20 protein-coding genes are annotated in these 18,816 nt (G+C 64.0%); 4 read left to right on the top strand and 16 right to left on the bottom strand.

Annotated features, from left to right (window positions below; genetic code table 11):
* Position 1: 1 nt before the first annotated feature.
* From AC1DSD_RS09025 to AC1DSD_RS09035, 3 genes are all read right to left on the bottom strand, one after another.
* Positions 2-1,048: an LLM class flavin-dependent oxidoreductase gene (locus AC1DSD_RS09025; protein ID WP_478029697.1), complete on the bottom strand. Its 1,047-nt coding sequence runs from the start codon at positions 1,046-1,048 to the stop codon at positions 2-4.
* Between the two features lie 148 nt (positions 1,049-1,196).
* Entirely contained in the window at positions 1,197-1,487 is a 291-nt protein-coding gene (locus AC1DSD_RS09030; RefSeq protein ID WP_478029698.1) for a hypothetical protein, read from the bottom strand.
* A gap of 30 nt (positions 1,488-1,517) precedes the next feature.
* Entirely contained in the window at positions 1,518-1,799 is a 282-nt protein-coding gene (locus AC1DSD_RS09035; protein ID WP_478029699.1) for a hypothetical protein, read from the bottom strand.
* A 288-nt stretch (positions 1,800-2,087) separates the two neighbouring features.
* On the opposite strand from AC1DSD_RS09035, the gene AC1DSD_RS09040 reads away from it, so the two are divergent.
* Complete coding sequence (locus tag AC1DSD_RS09040) at positions 2,088-2,402, top strand: hypothetical protein (protein ID WP_478029700.1); 315 nt, start codon at positions 2,088-2,090, stop codon at positions 2,400-2,402.
* Between the two features lie 240 nt (positions 2,403-2,642).
* Here the strand turns inward: AC1DSD_RS09040 and AC1DSD_RS09045 are convergent, their stop codons facing one another.
* The 12 genes from AC1DSD_RS09045 to AC1DSD_RS09100 all read right to left on the bottom strand — a co-directional run bounded on the left by AC1DSD_RS09045 (position 2,643) and on the right by AC1DSD_RS09100 (position 13,459).
* A complete protein-coding gene (locus AC1DSD_RS09045; RefSeq protein ID WP_478029701.1) occupies positions 2,643-3,428 on the bottom strand; it encodes a 3-keto-disaccharide hydrolase in 786 nt (261 codons plus the stop codon).
* A 55-nt stretch (positions 3,429-3,483) separates the two neighbouring features.
* Entirely contained in the window at positions 3,484-5,169 is a 1,686-nt protein-coding gene (locus tag AC1DSD_RS09050; protein WP_478029702.1) for a GMC oxidoreductase, read from the bottom strand.
* Positions 5,170-5,193: 24 nt separating this feature from the next.
* Complete coding sequence (locus AC1DSD_RS09055) at positions 5,194-5,985, bottom strand: sugar phosphate isomerase/epimerase family protein (protein WP_478029703.1); 792 nt, start codon at positions 5,983-5,985, stop codon at positions 5,194-5,196.
* A gap of 41 nt (positions 5,986-6,026) precedes the next feature.
* Positions 6,027-6,596, bottom strand: a complete 570-nt coding sequence (locus tag AC1DSD_RS09060) for a gluconate 2-dehydrogenase subunit 3 family protein (RefSeq protein WP_478029704.1) — start codon at positions 6,594-6,596, stop codon at positions 6,027-6,029.
* Positions 6,597-6,636: 40 nt separating this feature from the next.
* Entirely contained in the window at positions 6,637-7,560 is a 924-nt protein-coding gene (locus AC1DSD_RS09065; protein ID WP_478029705.1) for a hydroxypyruvate isomerase family protein, read from the bottom strand.
* Between the two features lie 19 nt (positions 7,561-7,579).
* On the bottom strand, positions 7,580-7,966 hold the full coding sequence (locus tag AC1DSD_RS09070) for a c-type cytochrome (protein ID WP_478029706.1): 387 nt from the start codon (positions 7,964-7,966) through the stop codon (positions 7,580-7,582).
* On the bottom strand, positions 7,966-9,063 hold the full coding sequence (locus tag AC1DSD_RS09075; protein WP_478029707.1) for a sugar phosphate isomerase/epimerase family protein: 1,098 nt from the start codon (positions 9,061-9,063) through the stop codon (positions 7,966-7,968). The genes AC1DSD_RS09070 and AC1DSD_RS09075 overlap by 1 nt, the downstream gene beginning before the upstream one ends.
* Positions 9,060-10,196 carry a Gfo/Idh/MocA family protein gene (locus tag AC1DSD_RS09080; RefSeq protein ID WP_478029708.1) on the bottom strand — a complete coding sequence of 379 codons (1,137 nt, stop codon included), beginning with the start codon at positions 10,194-10,196 and terminating at the stop codon, positions 9,060-9,062. Before AC1DSD_RS09080 ends, AC1DSD_RS09075 begins: the two co-directional genes overlap by 4 nt.
* Before the next feature lie 20 nt (positions 10,197-10,216).
* Positions 10,217-11,473, bottom strand: a complete 1,257-nt coding sequence (locus AC1DSD_RS09085; RefSeq protein WP_478029709.1) for an MFS transporter — start codon at positions 11,471-11,473, stop codon at positions 10,217-10,219.
* Positions 11,474-11,663: 190 nt separating this feature from the next.
* A complete protein-coding gene (locus AC1DSD_RS09090; RefSeq protein ID WP_478029710.1) occupies positions 11,664-12,686 on the bottom strand; it encodes a LacI family DNA-binding transcriptional regulator in 1,023 nt (340 codons plus the stop codon).
* 186 nt (positions 12,687-12,872) lie between these two features.
* Complete coding sequence (locus AC1DSD_RS09095; RefSeq protein ID WP_478029711.1) at positions 12,873-13,178, bottom strand: type II toxin-antitoxin system RelE/ParE family toxin; 306 nt, start codon at positions 13,176-13,178, stop codon at positions 12,873-12,875.
* Between the two features lie 20 nt (positions 13,179-13,198).
* Positions 13,199-13,459, bottom strand: coding sequence for a type II toxin-antitoxin system ParD family antitoxin (locus AC1DSD_RS09100; RefSeq protein ID WP_478029712.1), 261 nt, complete (start codon positions 13,457-13,459; stop codon positions 13,199-13,201).
* 202 nt (positions 13,460-13,661) lie between these two features.
* On the opposite strand from AC1DSD_RS09100, the gene AC1DSD_RS09105 reads away from it, so the two are divergent.
* Both AC1DSD_RS09105 and AC1DSD_RS09110 read left to right on the top strand, forming a co-directional pair.
* Positions 13,662-15,020: a UDP-glucose dehydrogenase family protein gene (locus AC1DSD_RS09105; RefSeq protein ID WP_478029713.1), complete on the top strand. Its 1,359-nt coding sequence runs from the start codon at positions 13,662-13,664 to the stop codon at positions 15,018-15,020.
* A gap of 11 nt (positions 15,021-15,031) precedes the next feature.
* Positions 15,032-16,174, top strand: coding sequence for a glycosyltransferase family 4 protein (locus tag AC1DSD_RS09110; protein WP_478029714.1), 1,143 nt, complete (start codon positions 15,032-15,034; stop codon positions 16,172-16,174).
* On the opposite strand, the gene AC1DSD_RS09115 is transcribed toward AC1DSD_RS09110, so the two are convergent.
* Complete coding sequence (locus AC1DSD_RS09115; protein WP_478029715.1) at positions 16,132-16,425, bottom strand: hypothetical protein; 294 nt, start codon at positions 16,423-16,425, stop codon at positions 16,132-16,134. The genes AC1DSD_RS09110 and AC1DSD_RS09115 overlap by 43 nt on opposite strands.
* Before the next feature lie 183 nt (positions 16,426-16,608).
* Here AC1DSD_RS09115 and AC1DSD_RS09120 point away from each other — a divergent pair, with 183 nt between their 5' ends.
* Positions 16,609-18,810, top strand: a complete 2,202-nt coding sequence (locus AC1DSD_RS09120; protein WP_478029716.1) for a calcium-binding protein — start codon at positions 16,609-16,611, stop codon at positions 18,808-18,810.
* Positions 18,811-18,816: the final 6 nt, after the last annotated feature.

Genomic DNA, 18,816 nt, shown 5'->3' on the forward strand with positions numbered 1-18,816 from the left:
CTTATCGCCAGCCGAGGGCCGGGGCGACGTGCTTGAGGATGCTTTCAAGCACGTGCGCGTTGTACTCCACGCCGAGCTGGTTGGGCACGGTCAGCAGCAACGTATCGGCTTCGGCAATCGCTTCGTCCGCCTTTAGCTCCGCGACCAGGCGGTCGGGCTTGGCGGCATAGGAGCGGCCGAAAATCGCGCGCATATTGTCGATGACCCCGACCTGGTCGCCACCGCCGTCACGGCCGAAATAGGCGCGGTCCTGGTCGTTCATCAGCGCGAAGATCGATCGCGACACCGACACGCGAGGCTCGCGGCTATGGCCCGCTTCCTTCCACGCGGCGCGGTAAGCGCGAATCTGCTTGGCTTGCTGGACGTGGAACGGCTCGCCGGATTCGTCGGCCTTGAGCGTCGAGCTTTGCAGGTTCATGCCCATTTGCGCCGCCCAGATCGCGGTGGCGTTCGACCCCGAACCCCACCAGATACGCTCGCGCAAACCGGGCGCGTGCGGCTCCAGTCGCAACAGGCCGGGAGGATTGGGAAACATCGGCCGCGGATTCGGCTGGGCAAAGCCTTCGCCCTTCAACAGTTCGAGGAACACCTCGGCATGGCGGCGCCCCATATCGGCATCGCTCTGGCCCTCCGCCGGCGAATAGCCGAAGTGCCGCCAACCATCGATGACCTGCTCGGGCGAGCCGCGGCTGATCCCGAGCTGCAGGCGTCCCCTGCTGATCAGGTCGGCGGAGCTTGCATCCTCCAGCATGTAGAAGGGATTCTCGTAGCGCATGTCGATCACGCCGGTACCGATCTCGATGCGGCTGGTCCTGGCGCCGATAGCCGCGAGCAGCGGGAATGGCGACGCCAGTTGCTGCGCGAAATGGTGCACGCGGAAATAGGCGCCATCGGCGCCAAGCTCCTCGGCGGCGACGGCGAGGTCGATCGATTGCAGCAGTACGTCGCTGGCGGAGCGGGTCGCCGATTGCGACGATGCGGACCAATGTCCGAACGAAAGGAAGCCGATTTTCTTCATGCCGGAGAGCTGGCGGTCGATCGCTCGCACCGCAAGTCGCCCGTCGGAATTTCACTGTTTCCGATCCGTTAGGATTGGCGTTGAGTGCCACCGGATCGCGATAGACTAGGATCCTCTGACGGGCATTGTCGAGTCCGATGCCGGGATCGCCGGTGCGACCAGCGAGGCCTTCACGCCGCTAGCGACCCTTGCCGGGTCGGGCGGCGGGTTTTGCAAGTGCGGGCTTCGCCTTCATGCATTTCGCCATCATGTCAGAGGACATGGCTCCTTTCCCCTTCATCTTCATCTTGCCCGGCCCGCTCATCGGCATGTCCATTTTATCCATCATCGGGCATTTGGCCGCCATGGGGACAACTTTGGCCACCGTCGTCTTGCGCGGATGATGCCGCGCGTGAGCGTCTCTGGTCGCGGAAAAGGCCGGAGCAGCGAACAAGATCGCGAAAGTCGCGACGATAAGGGGTGTCTTCATCTTGAGAATTCCTCTGATCAGGTGAGCGTGTCAGAAGCCGATCCGGTTCAAGACACTGTGGACGGCGGCGGTCAGGAAGCCCAACCAGGCGCCGAACACGAGCGACCAACACAGGCCCTGGACCAGAGCGGTCGGGGATGTCGTGTCGGCGGTGGTGAATAGCGTGATAAACGCGTGCGTCGCGCTGACCGGCACAAACGCCAGAAGCCAGCAGACGATAAAGCTGATGCCAAAAATAAGGGCGCCCGCTGCGGTGAAATGCACGAGCAGCGACTTGTTCGCCGATCGCCCTCCGATACCAAGTGCGGTCATTTCTGCCTCCCGAACTACCTCACTGGTGATCGGCTCGCAACAAACCGCGGGATATACGTAAATACCCGACATAGGCATTTTCGTCCGTCAAATAATTGTGGATGGCCGCCACGCAATCGAGGCGCCTTCGTAATTATACGTATTCATCACAGGGGGCGGCGGTCGTAATTAAACCAGATGAAGTATGACTAATGGGGGTCATGTTTCTTGCATGGGCCAGGTTGCCCAACGGAGATTTACGCCATGCTTCTTAAGAGAAAGATCATTCTTTCGCTCGCCGGACTGGCGATGCTCAGCAATTCTCCAGTCATCGCCGCAAACATTCGGCACGCGTTCTTCATGCGTGGATCGATTGTCGCCGAAGACGCCACCGGCACGGTTGTTTGCGTCGGGAAAGAAGACGGCGCGAAGGTTGGGCAGGTTCTCACCGTTTATCGCGTCAATATCCTGGGTGGTCCCCAAAAGGGGCCCGGTCCGGCCTATCGCCGCGACCTTATCGGACATGTCAGGATCGATCATCTGTTCGAGGGTCATTTCGCCCATGTCAGTGTGGTCGACGGAAAGCCCGCGGTGAACGACATCGTCGAACTCCGGAAAAAATGAACGCACGGCGGGAGCGGTTGATGCCGCTCCCGCAGATCCCTAACGCGCCCCGGCTGAGCTCGGCGACGATGTAGTGGGATACGAAGGAATGTTCCGCTTTCTATTCGATCGTATTGAAAAGTTGGGCAGAATAGCGGCGGCGCGCTGATTTGCTCTTCGCGCTCAAGCGGAGAAGAGCCGATGGTCGGGCAAGCGGACCAATGCGGCCGCTTGCTCAAATCAGCGGCGCTTGGCGTCAATCTACCGCTCAGCCAGGTCGCGCACCCAGATGTTGCGATAGCTGATCGGCGGGCTGGGATCGCCATGGGCCTGTAGCTTGATCGGCGCACGATCAAACGCCTTGTAGCTCGGCTTGCCGATATAGAGCGTCTCGCCGAGCAGCGAGACATGGTTCTGGACCAGCACGCCGTTGATAAAGGCAGTGACATGGGCCGGGGTCTTCAACGTCCCATTCGCGTCGAAAATCGGCTTGTCCCACACGACGTCCACGCTTTGCCACTCTCCCGGCTTGCGCACCGGATTGGCGAGCGGCGGGTATTGTTTGTAGATCGCGCCGGCCTGGCCGTTGACATAGGTGTCGTTCTTGTAGCTGTCCAAAATCTGCAGCTCATAGCCGGTATCGCCTGGGCCGGTTGACGCCAGGAACAGGCCGCTATTGCCGCGTGCCTGACCCGTCCCGGTGACATTGGCTGGGATGCGATATTCGAGATGAAGCTGATAGCTGCCGAAGGATCGGCGCGTCTGAATGTTGCCCTTGTCCTTCGCCACGGTGGCGATTCCGTCCGCCACGGTCCAGCCCGCCGGCGCGCCGTCCTTCACATTCACCCATTGATCCAGCGATTTGCCGTCGAACAGCACGATCGCGTCGGATGGCGGCGATGCCGTTTCACTGCTGCCAGGGGTCACTACCGGCACGGCGGGGGACCAGACCTCCGTGTCCTCCGGCTTCGGCTTGGCGTCCTGCGCCAGGGCGGCAAACGGGGCCATGGCCAGCAACAGGCTAGCGCCCCGCAGGATCGATTTCATCGCATTCTTCCTCTCGATAGGGTTCGGTCAGCGGAGCCGCCACGGCGTCGCCCGCTCAGGCCAGGGCGCCGGCGCGGAACTGCTTCACCGCATGGTCCACTGCCCGGCAGGTCAGCGCCATGAACGTTAGCGACGGATTGACGCAGGAGATCGAATTCATCTGCGACCCATCGGTCACGAACAGATTGGCCGCGTCGTGCGCCTGGTTCCACTTGTTGAGCACCGAAGTGCGCGGATCGTTGCCCATCCGTGCGCCGCCCATTTCGTGGATCGCCTCGCCGGGAACATGCTCGGACTCGCCGCTGGTCACGTTGACCAAACCTGCCTGGCGCAACATCATCTCGCCCTGGGCGCGGGCATCCGCCATCATGCGCAGTTCGTTGTCCCGGAACGTCACGTCGAAACGTAATTGCGGGATGCCGAAACGGTCGACCCTGGTGGGATGCAGCGAGACGCGATTGTCCTCATAAGGCAGGCATTCGCCAAACGCGCCGATCGAGAATTTCCACGGATCGTAGCGGCGCATGCCTTCCTTCATCGACGCGCCGAAGCCGACCGGCTTGGCCGGGCTGCGGCTCGCGCCACCCTGATAGCCATAGCCGCGCTTGAAACCGACATCGTCATCGGTGCCGACGTTGCGGAAACGGGGAATGTAGATCGCCCCGGGGCGGCGACCATATTCGATATATTCCGTCATGCCCGGCACCTCGCCCGAGATGTGGGTGCGGAAGATATGATCCATGACGTAGCGGCCGAGCGTGCCGCTCGTGTCGAAATAGCTGCGATCGGATCCCGGCGCGCGGCTGTTCATCAGGATCTGGACCGACGCCATGGCTGACGCGCACAGGAAGACGAGAGGGGCCTTCACCACTTCGGCCTGGCCGGTTTTCGCGTCGACGAAGCGGACTCCGGTCACGCGCTTGCGCCGGGGATCATATTCCAGGTTCGACACGACCGCATCGGACCGGATGGTGAGGCGGCCGGTCGCGCGGGCGGCCGGCAAGGTGACCGCCTGGGTCGAGAAATAGGCGCCGAACGAACAGCCGTTGGAGCATTGGTCGCGGAACTGGCATTTGCTGCGATTCTGCTCGGGCTTGTCCTCGGTCATGTTCGAGAGCCGGGCGTTGATCAGCTTTCTGCCCGGGAATGCGCCTTCCAATCGGCCCTTCACCCACTTCTCTGCCACGTTCATCGGCATCGGCGGCTGGAACTCGCTGTCGGGCAGATAAGCGAGGTTCTCGCGCGAACCGGAGACGCCGATATATTTCTCGACATAGGAGTACCAGGGCGCGACGTCGTCATAGCGGATCGGCCAGTCCCCACCGACCCCCTCGCGCTTGTTCGCCTCGAAGTCGGCCGGGCTCCAGCGGAAGCACCAGCGGCCCCAGATCAGCGACTTGCCGCCGACCGCCGCCGGCCGGATCCAGCGGAATTTGCTGCCCTCGTCGGTGACATAGGGGTTCAGCCGGTCGTCATTGTAGAATTGCAGGTTGCTGGTCGACAGATAACCATATTTGGCGATGAAATAGTCGCTCTCCACGATCGCTTTGGGGACCTCGCCCCGTGCCGGGAGCTCGAAGGCCGGCTTGCCGTCATAGGGATAGCCTTCCTGATGCTCGACCATGAAGCCACGGTCGAGCATCAGAACGCGCAGGCCTTTCTGGGTCAGTTCCTTTGCGGCGAACCCGCCGCTGATCCCCGAGCCGATGACGATCGCGTCGAACTTGTTGGTGGATGCCATGGGTAGATGCCTTGAAGAGGGAGATCAGAAGCGCAGCGCGCGCAGATTCCGGAAGCTGGTGGTGATGTCCGGCAGATAGGGGGCCGGTGCTTCGTCATTCTCGACATAGAAATGGCGGACGCCCGATGCGCCGGGCAGCTTGAACAGCCCCGCGAAATCGATCGTGCCGGTGCCGACGGCGGTCATTGTCTTGTCCGGCCGCATGTCCTTCACATGGAAGGCATAGAGCCGGTTGCCGAGCCGGGTGATGAGCTTGCCGGCATCCTCGCCGGCGTGAACCGCCCAATAGAGATCCAACTCCAGCTTCACCAGCGATGGGTCGGTTCCCGCGACCAGACGATCGTAGAGGGAAGTGCCCCCGAACCTCGTGGTGAATTCGAAATCGTGATTGTGATAGGCGAGGCCGAGGCCCGCCTCGCGCGCCTGCTTCGCGAACCGGTTGACGTTCTCCACCACGCCGCCGAACCCCGTATCGGTGCGAAGCTCGGGCGGCAGCCAGGGCATGACGATCGTGTCGGCGCCTAGCGTCTTCGCCATCTTCACGGCATCGGAGAATTTGGTCAGCAGCACGTCATAGGACACGTGAAGCGACGGCGCGGACAGTTGCAGCCGGTCCATCGTCCGGCGCAGCAGCGCGTGGTCCATCTTGTCGTAATTGCCGCCGCCGAACTCGACCTCGCGATAGCCGATACCGGCGACCTTCTCGAGTGTCGCGACCGGATCGCTCTGGAAGATCTCGCGCACCGTGTAGAGTTGCAACCCGACCTTGCGGACCTGTGCGGCGCGCGCGAGGCCCGCGATGCTGCTTGCGGCCATTACCGCCCCCATGCTCGCAACGAATGTGCGTCGATCGATCGTCATGCCGAATAGACCTTGTTGACGTTGGAATAGAGATAGTCGCCGTGATATTCGCCGGGGACGGGCAGATATTCCTGCTCCTGGGTCATCCCGATCTCGGAGGTGTAATATCCGGTGATCACGAGTTGCCGGAACGCCCCGAAAAAGGCAGCGCCGTCGGCGAATTGCGCGTTCATCGCGGCGGTGAGCAGCGCGTCGAGTTGCTCGGGCGTCGCCTGGGCGGTCGGCACCTTGTAATCCTGAAGGCACTTGGCCTCGATCGCGTCGAGGCCGGCGAGGATCGGAATCCTCTCCTGGGGAAGCGCCCAATCGGCGAGCAGCTTTTCGATATAGTCGGGCACGCCCGCCTTGATCGCGCCGGGCGTATCGGTGGTGGGGATCACGCGTTCGCTCAGCTGCGTCATCAGCGCGCGTTGTGATGGGCTGAAGACCTGCACGCTTGGCGGTCCTTCGCTGATGACGGGACGCGAATCCTTGCCGACCAGCCCGGCCGCGCGCGCGATCGGCGCGAACAGCGGGGCGCCGAACAAGGCGGCCATGCCGGCAAGGGCGGTTCTGCGGTCTATCATTGCGGGCCTCCGGGCCGATGCGAAATCGGGGTGTCGCTCTTCATGCCGCGTCGATCTCCCTATAGGCGGCGATCAGCCGGTCTTCTCCCGCGCGCCCGGCGAGCGAGTTGCCATGCTCCATGCCGATCACGCCGTCATAGCGGCGGCCCTTCAGCCAGCGGACGATGTTGCGGTGGTTGATTTCGCCGGTGCTTGGCTCGAGCCGGCCCGGATTGTCGCCGAACTGGATATAGGCGATCTCACTCCAGCAGGTTTCGAGCGTCGGGATCAAATTCCCCGCCTGGATCTGGGCATGATAGAGATCGGCGAGCACTTTGACCGCCGGGTTGGCGACCCCCGTGGCGATGGCATATCCCTGCGGGATCGTGCGCATGAAGATGTTGGGGTGATTGGTGATCGTGTTGAGCGGCTCCATCACCAGGATCAGCCCGTTTTGCGCGGCGATATCGCCCGCACGCCGCATCACCTCGATGATCCGCGCGGTCTGAATGTCGACCGGCACCTTTGGGTCCATGAAGCCGGTGACGACGGTCATCCATTTCGCGTCGAGCCGCTTGGCGACATCGACCGAGCGGCGGATGTCGGCGAGCATGGCATCCTGTTCGGCGCGGTCGCCGGAGCCCAGCAGTGGGCGATACTGACCCCATTTCGGCATGCTCGCGACCAGCACGCCCATCGTCATGCCGCGCTGCCGCAGCGCCTTGCCCATGGCTTCCTGCTCGGCGACGGGGCGCGCAGCGGCCTCGTTGTCTTCCCAGGCGGTGAAGCCCTGATCGGCGGCATAGGCGATCTGCTCGATCAGGCCGCCCCGGCTGGCGAAACTGCCCTCGTGCGGCGCGAATTTGAGCGAGAAGCGCGCGGCATTCCGCGATGCCCCGGCCGCACGCGAATAGCTCGCCGCGCCGATCCCTGCCAGGGTGCCGGCCAGGACGGAACGGCGGGATGGTGTCGGTTGTCGCGGCATCGCCTTTATCTCCTTTCGCTTATTTGGCCGTAACCGTCGTCAGATAGGCGATCACCGCCGCGCGCTTCGCCGGATCGGAGAGGCTGATCGGCATCTTCGTCCCCGGCACCTTCTTGGTTGGCGCCGCCAGGAATTGGTCGAGCGTCTTGGCATCCCAGGTCAGGCCCGAGCCCTTCATGGCGGCCGAATAACTGAAGCCCGGAACGGACCCGGCACGCCGGCCGATCAGGCCGGAGAGATTGGGACCGATCCCGTTGCGGCCGCCCTTGGTGACCGTGTGGCACGCGGCGCACATGCCGAAGGCCTGGGCGCCGGCCGGGGTGCTTTGCGCGCCCGACGGCACGGCGAAGACCGCGATACCCGCCATCAGAGCAGGGGCGGCGGCCAGGCAGTAGATCGGCTTCATCAATACTCTCCTGGAGATGGGTTCCGGGTTACAGTCGCGGCTTGCGGATCGAGGCCCATCAGCGCGCGATTGGCGCTGCGGTCGGTACCGCTCGACGCGAAATCATCGAAGGCGTGGGGCGTGACGCGGATGATATGGTGCTTGATGAAGGGCGCACCTTCGCGCGCGCCGTCTTCGGGATGCTTGAGCGCGCATTCCCATTCGAGCACGGCCCAACCCGGAAAGTCATAGGCCGCCATTTTCGAGAAGATCGCGCCGAAGTCGATCTGGCCGTCGCCGAGCGAACGAAAGCGGCCGGGGCGGTCCACCCAATTCTGATAGCCGCCATAGACGCCGGCTCGCCCGTTCGGTCGGAACTCCGCATCCTTGACGTGGAAGCAGCTGATCCGCTCGTGATAGATGTCGAGAAAGGCGAGATAATCGAGCTGTTGCAGCACGAAATGGCTGGGGTCGTAGAGGATCCGGGCGCGGGGATGCTGGTCGACCGTGTCGAGGAATCGCTCGAACGTCACGCCGTCGTGCAGGTCCTCACCCGGATGGAGCTCAAAGGCGCAATCCACGCCGCATTCCTCGAAAACATCGAGGATCGGCCGCCAGCGCTTGCCGAGCTCGGCAAAGGCCTCGTCGATCAGTCCAGCCGGGCGTTGCGGCCAGGGATAGAAATAAGGCCAGGCCAGCGCGCCCGAGAAAGTCGCATGCGCGTCGAGCCCCAGACGTTGGCTGGCCTGCGCGGCGAACTTCACTTGTTCGACTGCCCAGGCCTGGCGCTCGGCCGGCTTGCCCCGTACCTGCTCGGCCGCGAATCCGTCGAACAGACTGTCGTAAGCGGGATGGACCGCGACGAGTTGACCCTGGAGATGGGTGGAAAGCTCGCTCACCACGATTCCGTGCTTGTCGAGCGTGGCACGGAGATCGTCGCAATAGGCCTGGCTTTCCGCCGCCGTGGCGAGGTCGATCAATTGCGGCGTGCAGGGGATCTGGACCGCCACGTACCCCAGCCCGGCAGCCCATTCCGCCAGATGATCCAGCGTGTCGAACGGCGCCTGGTCGGACAGGAACTGGGCGAGGAAGATGCCGGGACCCTTGATCGTCTTCATCGTGCCTCTCCCGCGACGGGCAGCCAGGCGCGGGCATCGTTCGAACGGATCGCGCAATCGATGAAGCGCGCCGATCGCAGGCCATCGTCGATGCCGGGCAGCAGGCCATCCTTGTCCGCACCGTCGATCATGTCGGCGAAATCCCTGTAGAGTGTCGCGAACGCCTCGATGAAACCTTCCGGATGGCCGCTCGGCAATCGAGTCGCTGCTTGTGCAGACGGATGCAGGCCCGGCCCGCCGGCATGGACGATTTCTGTCCGCGAATCCGGCCAGCGCAGGATGAGGTCGCCCGGCGCGTCGTGGCACCATTCGAGGCCGCCTTTGTCGCCATAGATGCGCAGGCGCAGTCCGTTGCGTTCTCCGGTGGCGATTTGCGAGGCGGTCAGGACGCCGGGCACCCCGTCCGTAAAGTGCAACAGCATGTTGCAATCGTCGTCCAGCTGCCGTCCTGCGACCACCCGGGGAAGGTCCGCGATCAGCTCGATGGCGCGCAGGCCGCTGACATATTCCGCGAGCTGGAAAGCGTGGACGCCGATATCGCCGATGGCGCCGCCCGTGCCGGCCCGGGTCGGGTCCGTCCGCCAGCTCGCCTGGAGATTGTCGCCCTCGATCCGCTCCGATAGCCACCCTTGCGGATAGTCGACCATGATCTTGCGGACCCGACCGATCGCGCCGCCGGCGATCCGTGCCCGTGCCTCGCGGATCATCGCATAGCCGGTATAAGTGTAGGTGAGCGCGAAGGGCTGGCCCGATCGCGCGACGATCGGGGCCAGCGTCTCGGCTTCGGCCAGGGTCGCGGTCATCGGCTTGTCGCAGATCACTGGAAGACCGGCTTCCAACGCCGCCTTGGCGATCGCGAAATGGCTGTCGTTCGGCGTCGCGATGGCGATTGCCTGCACGCCATCCTCGCGCCCGCGCTCGCTTTCGATCATCGCCTCTATGCCGTCATAGGCGCGCTGTTCCGGGACGCCCCATCGAGCGGCCTGCTGGCGGGACTTCTCGAGCGTCCGGCTGAAGGCGCCGGCGGTTAGCACGAATCGCGCGTCGAGACAGGCGGCCATGCGATGCACCGCGCCGATAAAGCTTCCGGGACCACCACCGATCAGCCCGAGCCTGAGAATGTTCTGCGTCATCGAAAATCCGTCCTGGACCGTCAGGGAAGCACGGGCGCGGCCGCGCCGGACTGCTCGTCCTGGGGCGGAGCCAGCTTCTCGCGGAAGGCGAGAGCGAAGAGGACCATCGCGACGAAGGCGATCACCGCCGGCACCATCCAGATCGCGCGCCAATCATGGCTGCCGTCGGGATTGGCATGCATGCCGTAGACGACGCCGGCGATGTTGGAGCCGATCACGATGCCGATACCTTGGGTGATCAGGTTGAAGAAGGATTGCGCCCGGGAACGCGCCTCGGCGTCGAACTTGCGATCGACATAGATCTGCCCGGACACGATCAGGAAGTCGTAGCAGATGCCGTGGATGATGATGCCGAGCAGCACCATCGGCATGATCGCGGTCGAACCCTGATAGCCGAAACCGAACAGCAGGAAGCGAACCGCCCAGGCGCCCATTCCGACCACCAGCACCCATTTGATACCCAGCCGGAAGAGCACGAACGGCAGGCTGACGAGGATCAGCGATTCGAAGATCTGCCCCGCCGTCTGGATGCCGGTCGCCTCGATCCGCGTCCCGAACAATGTCAGGTGCAGGTCCTTGTCGGCGAAGAAGGTGTTGCCATAGGCATCGTAAAAGCTTCTCGGCGTCATCAGCGCCAGGGTGCAGGCGATGAACACCCAGAATGCCGTCTCGCGGTGGCGCAGGATGACGTCCAGTCCCAGCACCGCCGACGGGCTGACGATCCGCCCGCGGGCGCGCGGCGGGGTGTTCGGCAGGGTGAGGGCATAGAGGCCGAGCGCGATGTAGACGATCGCCGCCATCCGCATCGGCAGAGCGGTTTGCGCGGCCCCGGCGATCACGCCGACCAGCAAGCCCGCCACGATCCAGCCGATCGTGCCCCACACCCGGACGCCGGGGAATTCCTTGGCGATATCGGTCATCGAGTTGAACGCGATCGCGGTCGCGAGCGGGATCGTCGACGCGTAGAACAGGAAATGGAGCAGGCAGCCGAACAGGAACAGCGACGGCGAGCTCTGGATGGTGGACACCCAGAAGAGGACGATGCCCGCGCAGATCGACAGGATGCTCAGCAGCTTCTCGGCCGCCATGAAGCGGTCGGCGATCATCCCGACGAACAGGGTGGAGGCGATCGTCGCGATGCCGACCATGCCATAAGCAGCGCCGATGATCGTGTCGAAATGCAGGCCCTTGCTCATGTACGTGCTGAGCGGAACGAGCCAGACGCCCCACGCGAAATATTGCGCGAACATCATGATCGACAGCCGCAATTTGACCATGTGCCGCACCCCTTCAGAGCCAAGGCATGACCTTGGCAGACCTCTCACCCGGCAGGAAACTGGCGATTAGAGAAAAACGCCACCCGATACCGTCACTTGCCTCGATCTTCGCCGAGTCCTCGATTGGCCAAAACAATCATGAGATCGATCTCATTGCAAGTGCAAATTGACGAAAATCGGATACGTCGCGTCAGGAAATCGGCGACCGCCCGGGGACGGGCCCCATGCTTTGCCGGGCGATGACCTCGTAAGGCAGCGTGGCATAGACCGGCTGCGTCTGGCGACCACTCAATATGTCGAGCAGGAGCTCGACCGTTTTTCGGCCGATTTCCGCCATCGGCTGGCGCACGGTGGCGAGCGGGGGGTCGACATAACGGGCCATCTGGATGTCGTCGAAGCCGACGACCGAGACATCCCCCGGGCATGAAATACCCGCCGACCGCGCCGCCGCGAGCGTGCCGATCGCCATCTCATCGCTGAAGCAGAAAATGGCGGTGGGACGTTTGGCGCGCGCGAACAGGGCCATCGCCGCGCCGCGACCCGATTCGATCGAGAAGTCGCCATTCTCGATCACGAGCCGCGCGGCCAGCCCCTGATCCTCCGCCGCTTTCTGCGCGCCCGCCAGGCGGTCCCGGGTCAGCGGGCTGTCGGCGGGTCCGATGATGACCGCGACATCGCGATGACCCAATCGATAGAGCGATTGCATGACATCATAGCCCGCCCCCGCATTGTCGATATGCGCGCTCGACACGCCGAGCGATGGCGTGAACTCGCAGCCGTTGACGATGGGTGCGCGGCTGCCATCGCGTTCGAGAATGGTCGCCAGGACGGTGGGCAGGCGGTGGCCGAGGAAGATGATGCCGTCCGCCTCCCGGCGATTGAGCATGTCGGCATATTGCTCCTCGCGCTCGCGCTCGTTGCGCGTATCGCCCAGCAGGACCGCATAGCCCGCTTTCTGCGCCGCTTCCTCGACCCCGCGGATGACGCGCGAGAAGAACGGGTTGGAAATATCCGGGACGGTCACGATGATCCGGCCAGTTCGCGTCGTGCGCAGGCTCGCCGCCACCGAATTGCGGCTATAGCCAAGCTCCTGCACGGCCTTCAACACCCGGTGCCGCGTCGCTTCCGCGACCAATTCGGGCGCGGACAGCACCCGGGCGGCCGTTGCTCTCGAGACGCCGGCGGCCTGCGCGACGTCGCGAATGGTTGTCATGGTAAGCGAATATCGGGAGCGACGGCCGCAACGCGACGATCTGGGTGGGTGATGAGCAGTCCGTGACAACGCATCGCGATACATTTGCGATCGGCCGTCCAATTGACAAGCCCTCTTCGCGGAGGCCGGCCCAGTTCGCCCGAAGCAATCGGTCAAAGGGATTGACCCGCACCCCTTCGAGGCAAGTCAGTCCTCTCTCAGCAAGGTCTCGAAATCCCGTCCGCCATAGAAAATGCCGATTACGACTACATCGCTCTCTTCAACCACGAAGGCTATTGTTACCCGGCGGCGCCAAGCCAGGGCACGCATTCCCGGCCGCAGATCGTCCCTCGGTGTTCCCCGTTCGGGAAATTCGCTCAACCTGGCGATGTGGTCGAGGATGCCATCTGCAAATCGCAACGCGATCTCGGCGTCGGCCGCTGAGGCAATGTAGCTGTGCAAATGGTCAAGCTGGTCGCGCGCCTCGGGCGTAAAGACAATGCGATAGGCCATCGTTGATCAGAAGGCGGCAATCAGATGTCGCGTTTGCCGATCGACGCGCGAACGTCGTCCAGGGAGATTCCGCGCGAGGGGTCGGCGCGATATGCATCATAGGCAGGCAATGCCTGTTGTCGCAGCCAGTCATCCAATGCGCGCTCGCGTGCATTCAATGCTCGAAGACCTTCGCGGATGACTTCGCTCTCGCTGGCATATTCGCCCGACGCAACCTTGGCACGGACAAGCGCAGCCATCTCGTTGGGCAATGTCACGCTGAACTGTTGAGTCGAACGCACGGCGGGTCCTTTCGAGTAGGATTTAATCCTACTCGGCCGAAAATTCAACCGGCGCCAGAGGGACATTTACGGCGATAGCCGAGACGGCGGAACCGAGTTTTGTGCGCCAACCGACGTCATACACCGTTCGTCGTCCGACGATTGACGAGGGCACCCATCTCTTCGCATGTGCAGCATATCGTTAAGAAGAGGCGAAAAAGCTATGCGCATCGTGATGATCGGTTCGGGCTATGTAGGACTTGTCTCCGGCGCCTGTTTCGCCGATTTCGGCCATGACGTCGTCTGCGTCGACAGCGACGAGGCGAAGATTGCCAAGCTGAAGGCGGGCGGAATTCCGATCTATGAGCCTGGGCTCGACCGGCTCGTGGCCAAGAACGTCGCGGCGGGCCGGCTGTCGTTCACGACCGAACTCGCAGGTCCGGTGGCCGCGGCCGATGTCGTGTTCATCGGCGTCGGCACGCCGACCCGACGCGGCGACGGCCATGCCGATTTGTCTTATGTTTATGCTGCGGCGCACGAGATCGCGCTGGCGCTCGACGGCTTCACCGTGATCGTCACCAAATCGACCGTCCCGGTCGGGACCGGCGACGAAGTGGAGCGGATTATCCGCGAGGCCAATCCGGGTGCCGATTTCGCGGTCGCCTCCAATCCTGAATTCCTGCGCGAAGGTGCCGCGATCGAGGACTTCAAACGCCCCGATCGCATCGTCGTCGGCATCGAGGACGAGCGCGCCCGTGGGCCGATGGAAGCGGTCTATCGTCCGCTCTATCTCAACAAGTCGCCGCTGCTGTTCACGCGCCGCCGCACCAGCGAGCTGATCAAATATGCCGCCAATGCGTTCCTCGCGATGAAGATCACCTTCATCAACGAGGTCGCCGACTTGTGCGAGAAGGTCGGGGCGGACGTCCAGGACGTGGCGCGCGGGATCGGCCTCGACAACCGGATCGGCGGGAAATTCCTCCACGCGGGGCCCGGCTATGGCGGATCATGCTTTCCCAAGGATACGCTGGCGCTGGTCAAGACCGCGCAGGATCACGACAGTCCGTTACGGCTGATCGAGACGACCGTCGCGGTCAACGACGTCCGCAAGCGCGCGATGGCGCGGAAGGTGATCGCGGCGGCCGGCGGCGACGTGCGCGGCAAGACCATCGGCGTGCTCGGTCTGACCTTCAAACCCAACACCGACGACATGCGCGACGCGCCGGCGATCGCGATCGTCCAGGCGTTGCGGGACGCCGGTGCGACCGTGCGCGCTTATGATCCGGAAGGGATGGCGGCGGCGGCGCCGCTGCTGGGCGAAGTAGCCTATACCGATTCGGCTTATGCCGTGGCGGAAGGCGCGTCGGCGATCGTCATCGTCACCGAATGGGATGCGTTCCGTGCGCTCGACTTCGAGCGGCTGAAGGCGGTGATGGCGACGCCGGTGCTGGTCGACCTGCGCAACATCTATCGCGCCGACGATCTCACCGCCGCGGGCTTCATCTATCGCAGTGTCGGACGGCCCGGCGACGGCGAGCCGGTCATTCATCCCGAGACGCTCAAGATCCCCGAGTTGCAATAAGGGCGGCGGACATGGCCTCCACCACGCCGCCGATCTGCGTCACCGGACTGCGCGGATTTCCCGATGTCATGGGCGGCATCGAAAGCCACTGCGAAGAGTTGCTGCCCCGCATTGCGACGCTCGCGCCCGACCAGCCGATCGTCGTGCTCGGCCGCGCGCCCTATTTGCCGGAGCGGCGGCGAACATGGCGTGGTGTCGAGATCGTCGGGCTGCGCTGTCCGCAATCGAAGCACTTCGAGACGATCCTTTCGACATTGTTCGCGATTTTCGCCGCCAAGCGGCGCGGCGCGGACGTGCTCCACATCCACGCGATCGGACCCGCCATCCTGGCCCCGCTCGCGCGGATGCTGGGCCTGCGCGTGGTCGTGACTCATCACGGCACCGATTATGATCGCGCCAAATGGGGCCGTTTCGCAAAGGCCGTATTGCGGCTGGGCGAGCGTGCAGCGCTCGGCTGGGCGGATCGAATCGTCGCGATCTCACCGTCGCTTGCCGAGCAGTTGCGGCTGGCCTTTCCGCGAAAGGCCAACGCGATCCACTATATCCCCAACGGCGCGCCCGAGTTGTTCGCGGGCGGCGATGCCGGCGAGATCCTCTCGGGGCTGGGAATCGGCGACGCACCTTTCCTCCTCGCGGTCGGACGGCTGGTGCCGGAAAAGGGACTCCACGACCTGATCGCCGCGCACCGCGCGTCGCGCACGGGGTATAAGCTGGTGATCGTCGGCGGCGCCGATCACGACAGTCCCTATGCGCGCGACCTGGTCGCCGAAGCGGGGCCGGATGTGATCTTTGCGGGCGTGCAATCGCGCACTGTGCTCGCGACACTCTACCGCCGGACGGCGATGTTCGTGATGCCGTCCCATCACGAAGGGCTGCCGATCGCCGCGCTCGAGGCGGCGGGGGAGGGCGCGGCGATGCTATTGAGCGACATTCCCGCCAACCGCGACATCGGCTTGCCCGCGGCGAACTATTTTCCGGTGGGTAACGTCGATCGCCTCGCGGCTATGCTGGCGGCCGATCCCGCTTCGCTCCGAACTGACGCAAGCGCGGTGCGCACGCGTTTCTCGTGGGACAAAGCGGCGGTGGAGACGCTCAGCCTGTATCGCGCGCTTCAGCCCGAACGGTCGCGTACGATCCGGCCCAGCGCGGCCTGAAGCGCGGACGCGTCGCGCGGATCTGGCTTGCCCGAAACCCGGAGCGCCGCCCCATCGACAGTGATCCGGCCGGTCAGCGGATGCCACGCCCCCGCTGCCCAAGTCCAGCTGCGGAACCGCCAAATGCCGGCGCTTTCCTGCGCGACATGGAAAGGCGGGCGCGACGGATCGGACGGCGCTATCGCACCGAGCGACCCTGCCGGCACCGCCACGAGCGCACCGCCCAACAGACTGCGTCTCGAGAAGTCCATCGCGCGTCTCCTTTTGATGCTTAGCGGCCCGCTAATAACGCCTGTTGAGCCTTTGGGCACGCCCCTCATGGCAGACAGAGCCTTGCAAGCGGCGGACTGACGCGGCCGGGGGGCCAACCATCCGCAATTTCGTGAAATCTGGAAGGGTGACGCGGTGAGCGGCGCCCGTGATGCGGTGGGTGTATGGGTACGCGTTATATTTCGCCGACCGGGGCGGGGGATAAATCCGGGTCGAGTCTGGAAAACGCCGCGCCGATCGGCGCGCTCGATGCCCAGATCGTCAAGGCGGGCGCGGGCGGAGAAGTGTTGCTGATCGCCGACGCGGGCACCTACAATGTTGCGGGAACCATCGGGGTTTCGCATGGCGGCGCAGACGGCCTGCCGGTCACGATCCGCGGCGTCGACCATCTCGGCAACACGATGGCGGCGCAGTTCAGCGGTACCCGCCCCGCCGATTGGCACGCCGGCGACGCGGCCGGTAACGAGCTGTTCAAGATGGGCAGCGGCGCGAACCACCTGACGTTCCAGGACATCGACGTCAGCAATGTCGGCACCGCCTTCCGCGCCAGCGCGGACATCGCCGACATCACGGTGCAGCACGTCGATGTCCACAATGCCCGGCGCTTTTTCGAGGATCTGGCGAGCAGCGGCACCGCGTCGGTCAGCGGCCTCACCATCCGCGACGTCACCGTCACCGGCTTCTCGCGCGAGGCGATCCGGCTGCAATATGACACCCATGACGTCGTGATCGAGAATGTTCGCGGTGACATGGCGGGCCAGGTCGGCGACGATCTGCCCGAGGGTATCCATCTCGACGGCACGGTCCACGATGTCGTGATCCGCGACACGACAATGGCCAATGTCCAAAGCGTCGGTAGCGGCAGCACCTATTTGAACGGCGACGGCTTCGCGACCGAACGCGGCGTCTATAGCGTGCGGTTCGAAAATACCCTCGCCACCGGCAATAGCGACGGCGGCTATGACCTGAAATCCACCGATACCGTGCTGATAGGCGCGGTCGCGTCGGAGAATGCGCGCAACTATCGGCTCTGGGGCGACATCACGATGTCAGGCTCGGTCGGGCTGAATCCGGTCTGGCGCGGCGGATCGTCCGAGCAGAACCAGGTCTGGATCGCGGCCGGCGCGCATGTCACGATCGTCGACGGCACCTTCACCGACGCCGGATCGCGGACCAAGGTCTTCTCGTCCGAGGGCACGCTGCTGCTCGACGGGGTGCATGTCGTCCATGCTGCGGACTCGATCCTGATGACCTCCGACACATTGCTCTCGCTTGAGGGCCTGCCGACGCTCACGGAAAGCGTCGTCGCATCGGACGGCAGCAATTCGGCGGGATGGTCGATCGACGATCCGGCAGCTGCGACGTCGATCGGCTCTGCGAGCTACGCCGTATCGACGGATCATTTCGTCGGGACGGCCGGTAACGACCATTATTTCATCGATTCCGCGAAGGATACGATCGCCGAATCGGCGTCGGCCGGCACAGATCATGTCGCGACGACGCTCGATAAATACACGCTCGGCGCCAATCTGGAGAATTTAACCCATATGGGCCTCGGCGATTTCGCCGGCACCGGCAATGCACTTGCCAACATCATCACCGGCGGGGTCGGCCACGACACGCTGCTGGGGCTCGACGGCAACGACACATTGAATGGCGGTGGCGGCGACGATTCGCTCCAGGGCGGCAACGGCGCCGACGCGCTGAACGGCGGCGATGGCAAGGACATGCTGCTTGGCGGGTGGCAGGGCGATACGCTCGATGGCGGCACTGGCGACGATCGGCTGATCGGCGACATCACTTGGCTGAGCACGACCGGCGCGCGCGATATACTTCGCGGGGGCGACGGCAACGACCTGCTGTTCGGCGATGCGGAGACGATGAGCGGCACCGCGCATGGCGGGATCGACAATCTGTCGGGCGGCAACGGCAACGACGTGCTCTACGGAGACGCCATGACGATGACCGGCACCTCGGTTGGCGCTGGCGACACGCTGTACGGCAATGACGGCGACGACATATTGTACGGCGACGGCGCGATCATGGCGGTCGGCGTCGTCGGTGGGGACGACCGGATCGACGGCGGCGCGGGCAACGACGTGCTCATCGGCGGCGGCGGCCATGACACTCTGATCGGGGGAGCGGGTGCCGATCACTTCGTCTTCGCGCCCGGATCGGGGAAGGACGACATTCTCGATTTCTCGTCCGCTGAGGGCGATCGGATCGATCTGTCGGGATTCGGCGCCGCGGCTGGAAACTTCACGACCACGCTCACGGCCGACGGACTCTCGATTCACGTCGGCGACAGCACGATCGTCCTTCACGGCGTCGTCGCGCTCCATCCCTACGATCTCATTCTTCTGTAGCGACGG

This window comes from Sphingomonas sp. P4_D12, assembly GCF_056401895.1.

What these genes read in the sequence shown, in the direction of transcription:
- AC1DSD_RS09030 (WP_478029698.1), bottom strand. Translation starts at nt 1,487, where the DNA reads ATGAAGACACCCCTTATCGTCGCGACTTTCGCGATCTTGTTCGCTGCT.
- AC1DSD_RS09035 (WP_478029699.1), bottom strand. Translation starts at nt 1,799, where the DNA reads ATGACCGCACTTGGTATCGGAGGGCGATCGGCGAACAAGTCGCTGCTC.
- AC1DSD_RS09040 (WP_478029700.1), top strand. Translation starts at nt 2,088, where the DNA reads ATGCTCAGCAATTCTCCAGTCATCGCCGCAAACATTCGGCACGCGTTC.
- AC1DSD_RS09045 (WP_478029701.1), bottom strand. Translation starts at nt 3,428, where the DNA reads ATGAAATCGATCCTGCGGGGCGCTAGCCTGTTGCTGGCCATGGCCCCG.
- AC1DSD_RS09050 (WP_478029702.1), bottom strand. Translation starts at nt 5,169, where the DNA reads ATGGCATCCACCAACAAGTTCGACGCGATCGTCATCGGCTCGGGGATC.
- AC1DSD_RS09055 (WP_478029703.1), bottom strand. Translation starts at nt 5,985, where the DNA reads ATGGCCGCAAGCAGCATCGCGGGCCTCGCGCGCGCCGCACAGGTCCGC.
- AC1DSD_RS09060 (WP_478029704.1), bottom strand. Translation starts at nt 6,596, where the DNA reads ATGATAGACCGCAGAACCGCCCTTGCCGGCATGGCCGCCTTGTTCGGC.
- AC1DSD_RS09065 (WP_478029705.1), bottom strand. Translation starts at nt 7,560, where the DNA reads ATGCCGCGACAACCGACACCATCCCGCCGTTCCGTCCTGGCCGGCACC.
- AC1DSD_RS09070 (WP_478029706.1), bottom strand. Translation starts at nt 7,966, where the DNA reads ATGAAGCCGATCTACTGCCTGGCCGCCGCCCCTGCTCTGATGGCGGGT.
- AC1DSD_RS09075 (WP_478029707.1), bottom strand. Translation starts at nt 9,063, where the DNA reads ATGAAGACGATCAAGGGTCCCGGCATCTTCCTCGCCCAGTTCCTGTCC.
- AC1DSD_RS09080 (WP_478029708.1), bottom strand. Translation starts at nt 10,196, where the DNA reads ATGACGCAGAACATTCTCAGGCTCGGGCTGATCGGTGGTGGTCCCGGA.
- AC1DSD_RS09085 (WP_478029709.1), bottom strand. Translation starts at nt 11,473, where the DNA reads ATGGTCAAATTGCGGCTGTCGATCATGATGTTCGCGCAATATTTCGCG.
- AC1DSD_RS09090 (WP_478029710.1), bottom strand. Translation starts at nt 12,686, where the DNA reads ATGACAACCATTCGCGACGTCGCGCAGGCCGCCGGCGTCTCGAGAGCA.
- AC1DSD_RS09095 (WP_478029711.1), bottom strand. Translation starts at nt 13,178, where the DNA reads ATGGCCTATCGCATTGTCTTTACGCCCGAGGCGCGCGACCAGCTTGAC.
- AC1DSD_RS09105 (WP_478029713.1), top strand. Translation starts at nt 13,662, where the DNA reads ATGCGCATCGTGATGATCGGTTCGGGCTATGTAGGACTTGTCTCCGGC.
- AC1DSD_RS09110 (WP_478029714.1), top strand. Translation starts at nt 15,032, where the DNA reads ATGGCCTCCACCACGCCGCCGATCTGCGTCACCGGACTGCGCGGATTT.
- AC1DSD_RS09115 (WP_478029715.1), bottom strand. Translation starts at nt 16,425, where the DNA reads ATGGACTTCTCGAGACGCAGTCTGTTGGGCGGTGCGCTCGTGGCGGTG.
- AC1DSD_RS09120 (WP_478029716.1), top strand. Translation starts at nt 16,609, where the DNA reads ATGGGTACGCGTTATATTTCGCCGACCGGGGCGGGGGATAAATCCGGG.